This window comes from Streptomyces griseus subsp. griseus (genome assembly GCF_000720255.1).
In the GTDB taxonomy this organism is placed as follows: Bacteria; Actinomycetota; Actinomycetes; order Streptomycetales; family Streptomycetaceae; genus Streptomyces; species Streptomyces griseus_I.
Genome location: NZ_JOJE01000093.1, coordinates 1 through 3,859, shown reverse-complemented (window position 1 = coordinate 3,859; position 3,859 = coordinate 1). Strand labels below are relative to the sequence as shown.

Sequence of the window (3,859 nt, the reverse complement as noted above, 5' to 3'; positions counted from 1 at the left end):
GACACCGGCAGCGCCACGGGCTTTGTCGTGCGGGCGAATGCCGCAGTTGCTGTTGTGAACGAGTACCGGCGTCTCACCCGCCAGCACATAGTACGTGTGGAGGACATGCTCTTCCGAGCTGGGTTTTCGCAGGTCGGCCGCGAGTTGTCAGTCCGTCGCCGTCTGCTGGCGTGCGCTGATGTCCACTCCGGTTGCCGTCAGCGTTGCCGTCAACGGCTCAGGCCCGGCTGAGCAGTTCCGGGCCTCCGCATGGGTCCAGCCAGAGCGGGGTGGGTCCCTCCTCGGTCGGGCAGCTTCGCCGTACCAGGGTTCTTCAGGGGCCGCCAAGGCTCACGTCGTGACGCTTGCGCTTGGCCTTGGCGGCCCCTGGAGGTTCCTGGTACGCCTCCGGTGGCCGGCCGAGGAGGGACCCACCCCGCGACCAACCATTCCGCACCACGATGCAGCTGGGGACAAACGCAAGCCCCGACCCCCTCCGAGAGAGGGCCGGGGTGTGGGGCAGAGCCCCATGAGTCTTCTCGGTTTGGCGCAAGCTGCTGCTCCGGCGCCCGTTCGGGCCGGCCGCCGGAGCGGGACGGAGGCAGGAGCGGCGGCGCGCGGACCGGGCGGGCGCCGCGCCGCGCATGCGCGGCGCCTTGAACCAGTAGAGAAAGTTGTAACGCAGTCGGGCGTCTGGGGCTGTCCGGTCCCGGTAGATACTTGACGGCCGCTCAGGGTGTTAGGGGTTTGAAGTCGTACGCACAAGTCGGCAGTTCGCTGCCCTGGCGGTGCGCAAGGGGCAGGAAGAGCACCGGTCGCACCGTCCATGTGATGCGCGTGCTGGCGTGGATGACGGATGCAGTCCAGGGCTCGCGTCGTAAGAGCGCTCGCCGGGTGTCGATGCGGTGGTCGTAGAGCCGTTCCCATGCCTCCGCGCAGGCTGCGGTGTCGAGTGCCGGTGAGATGGTGCGGAGGATCGTGGCTACCCAGTTGTTCGCCTCCACGACGTCGTACGCGTCGTAGGAGCCGAAGAGCGCCGGTGCCTGTCGCGCGTCCAGGTTCTGTGTCCAGCACTCGCACCAGAAGCCGGGGCCCGTGGTCGTCTTCAGCACAGGTGCCCTCCTCGTCGTGCGTCCGTGAAGAGCTCCGCGGTGACCGTGTGGCCGGCCTCGCTGTCGTGGACGACGACCCGGTGGGCGATCGTGCTGACCATGCCGAGTCCGCGGCCGCCTTCGGCGTCCTGGTTCTGGTGCTCGATCTTCGGGGCCGTGCCCGTGCCGCCGTCGTCCGTCACCGAGACGGCTACCACCTGGGCGGACACCGCGACGGCCAGGTGAAAGCTGCCCTGGTCCCGGCCGCTGGCCGTGTGGAGGATCGCGTTGGCGCTCAGCTCGCTCACGATCAGTTCGGCGTCCTCGGCAAAAGGGGAGCCGCGCAGGATGTCACGGGTCCAGCGGCGGGCTCGGCTGACCTCTTCCGGGAAACCTGGGCAAGACAGTCCCCAGACTCGCGTCATACTCGTATACTCGTGCATACAAGTTCCAGTCCATGTACCTGCGGCATCTCGTCTCCGGGCTCGCCCGTCAGAACGTCGCCCTGGTCGGCTTCGACTGCAAGCGCGGTGTCGAGCTGGCCCCGTTCGCCCTGCGGCTGTCCGCCCTCGCCACGGAGCCGGATGAGGTCGCCGAGCTGCTGCCCGTCCTGGTCAAAGAGATGGAGGACCGATACGACCTGCTCAGGGCCCGGCAGGGCATCGCCCCCGGCACCCCGGACGAGGAGATCACCTCGGACATCTGGGGTCTGCCCGAGAGCGAACGGCCCGTGCCCGTCGTGCTGTTCGTGGACGAGGTGGCGGAACTCTTCCTCGTCGCCACGAAGAAGGACGAGGAACGGCGCGACGAGATGGTCACTCAGCTCATCCGCCTCGCCCAGCTCGGCCGCGCGGCCGGCATCTACCTCGAAGTCTGCGGGCAGCGCTTCGGTGCCGAACTCGGCAAGGGCGCGACCATGCTCCGGGCCCAGCTCACCGGCCGGGTCTGCCACCGGGTCAACGATGAAGCCTCCGCCAAGATGGCGCTCGGCGACATCGCCCCGGAAGCGGTCGGGGCTGCCTGCGCCATTGCCCCTGAGCTGCCCGGCCTCGCCGTCGCGGGGGACACGTCCGGCGGCTGGTCCCGCATCCGCACCCCCTACCTCTCCCTCGGCGACGCCGCCGACATCTGCCAGGAGACGGCCCACCTGGTGCCCGACCTGCCCGCGCTGAAGCCCTTCCGGCCCGCTGTACCCGCAGGGACCGTTGAGGCCCCCGTTCCGGCCGTCCAGCCGCACCCCGTCACCGACTGACACCCCTTCCCTCCCTGGTCGGCGTGACCGCCTCACGCCACGTCCCTACCCCTCCCATGCCTGAACCAGGAAGGAGCCGCCCTCATGCGCGCCCAACTGGCTCGCGTAGATGCGGTGCTCGTGCAGGCCCTCATCGCCGCCGCGCTGTCCTTCGCCCACATCCACGACATCGCCATGGCCGCCGGACAAGACGGCTGGAAAGCCTGGGCCTACCCCGTGTCCGTAGACCTGCTGCTCGTCGCCGCCTGGCGTCGACTGCGCTCCGGCACAGGGAAGACGGCGGCCTGGTGCTGGTTCGTCATCGCCATCACCGCCTCCCTCGGCGCGAACGTCGCCACCGCCGGCCTGCTCGACCTCGCCGACGTACCGGCCTGGCTGCGCATCCTCGTCGCGGGCTGGCCCGCCGTCGCCTTCCTCGGCGGCACCCTCCTCGCCCACTCGACACCCCAGACGGCCCCGGCCGCCGAAGCCATCGACGACCAGGAGGACGACCCCGAACCCCCACCTGAGCCACTCGCCCCCAACCTGCCCGCCATCGAGGCACCGCCGGAAGCCCCTCCCGTCCCGGTCCCGGCCGCCCTCATCCACCACGCCCGCAAGGTCGCCGCCGAGCACCACACCCGGACCGGCGCCCCGATCGACACCCCGACCCTCCGGGCCCGCCTTGGCGTCCCGGCACCCATGGCCGAAGCCATCGCCGGCCACCTCACACCGACAGGGAGCTGACCCGTGCCGCTCTTCACCTTCAACACCGCCGCCGACTACCTCGACGCGGCTCGCCAGATGGCCGCCAGCGGTCGGCCCGCACTCGCCCGACTCCTTGCCGAAGCGGCGGCCGACTGCACCCCGGACCCCGCCGACGCCGCCCGGATCCTCGACGCCTTCCCCGCCCCCACGCCGCGAGAGGAGCCCTGACATGCCCGCCAACCGCCGCTTCCGCAACGTCACCCGCATCGGCCCCGTCCAGGTCGGCACCGCCTACGACCACCGGGGCCGCGAGAAGCACACCGCCGCCTGCACCGCCCCCCGCTGCAACTTCTCCGCCGACTACGACAGCCGCGCCGCCGCCGAACTCGCCGCCCGCACCCACCGCTGCCCCGTCCGCTGAAAGGACCCCGCACCCCGTGACGCTCAACCTCCCCCTCGTCGTCGTCCTCGGCTTCTTCGCCTGGGCGGCGGTCAAGTACCTCGGCGTCCGTACCTGGATCGTCGTCCTCATCGCTCTCTTCGGCTTCTGGCTCTCGCACACCTTCCTCGCCCCCGCCATCGAGTCCGGCACGCGCTCCGGCGTAACCGTCATAAACGGCCAACACATCTAGACGAGTAGACAGCTGATCGCAGCCGTGTTCCTGCCCAAGTACCAGGACAACCCCACTCCACAGCCCACCCACACCCACGCCCCCACCGACCCGGCCCCGGCTCGGCGGCCCGCGCTCCCCTCGGTCTCCATCGATCAGAAGACCGTCGCGGCCGTCCTCGTCGGCGGAGTCGTCCTCACCGCGCTCCTGGCCGCCGTCGCCGTCACGGCCATCTCCGT

General features: G+C 70.5%; 8 protein-coding genes and 1 pseudogene. 7 read left to right on the top strand and 2 right to left on the bottom strand.

Going from position 1 to position 3,859, the window contains the following annotated elements; all coding sequences use genetic code 11:
- Positions 1–231: hypothetical protein (locus IG99_RS51260; RefSeq protein WP_234312176.1), on the top strand; the 231-nt coding region annotated here is incomplete at its 5' end.
- 479 nt (positions 232–710) lie between these two features.
- Here the strand turns inward: IG99_RS51260 and IG99_RS43110 are convergent.
- Together IG99_RS43110 and IG99_RS43105 are read right to left on the bottom strand one after the other, a co-directional pair.
- Complete coding sequence (locus IG99_RS43110) at positions 711–1,091, bottom strand: hypothetical protein (protein ID WP_037684472.1); 381 nt, start codon at positions 1,089–1,091, stop codon at positions 711–713.
- Positions 1,085–1,513: an ATP-binding protein gene (locus IG99_RS43105; protein ID WP_037684471.1), complete on the bottom strand. Its 429-nt coding sequence runs from the start codon at positions 1,511–1,513 to the stop codon at positions 1,085–1,087. Before IG99_RS43105 ends, IG99_RS43110 begins: the two co-directional genes overlap by 7 nt.
- An 11-nt stretch (positions 1,514–1,524) precedes the next feature.
- Here IG99_RS43105 and IG99_RS43100 point away from each other — a divergent pair.
- From IG99_RS43100 to IG99_RS43075, 6 genes and pseudogenes are all read left to right on the top strand, one after another.
- A pseudogene (locus tag IG99_RS43100) lies at positions 1,525–2,322 on the top strand (FtsK/SpoIIIE domain-containing protein); the annotation flags it as partial.
- Between the two features lie 84 nt (positions 2,323–2,406).
- Positions 2,407–3,048, top strand: a complete 642-nt coding sequence (locus IG99_RS43095) for a DUF2637 domain-containing protein (RefSeq protein WP_037684469.1) — start codon at positions 2,407–2,409, stop codon at positions 3,046–3,048.
- Between the two features lie 3 nt (positions 3,049–3,051).
- Positions 3,052–3,237, top strand: coding sequence for a hypothetical protein (locus IG99_RS43090; protein ID WP_037684468.1), 186 nt, complete (start codon positions 3,052–3,054; stop codon positions 3,235–3,237).
- A 1-nt stretch (position 3,238) separates the two neighbouring features.
- The gene (locus IG99_RS43085) at positions 3,239–3,430 is read left to right on the top strand and encodes a mobile element transfer protein (protein ID WP_037684465.1); all 192 of its coding nucleotides are present in this window, start codon (positions 3,239–3,241) and stop codon (positions 3,428–3,430) included.
- A 16-nt stretch (positions 3,431–3,446) separates the two neighbouring features.
- Positions 3,447–3,641, top strand: coding sequence for a hypothetical protein (locus IG99_RS43080; protein ID WP_037684464.1), 195 nt, complete (start codon positions 3,447–3,449; stop codon positions 3,639–3,641).
- Between the two features lie 24 nt (positions 3,642–3,665).
- Positions 3,666–3,859 (top strand): hypothetical protein (locus IG99_RS43075; protein WP_037684461.1); only part of this gene is annotated, 194 nt, incomplete at its 3' end.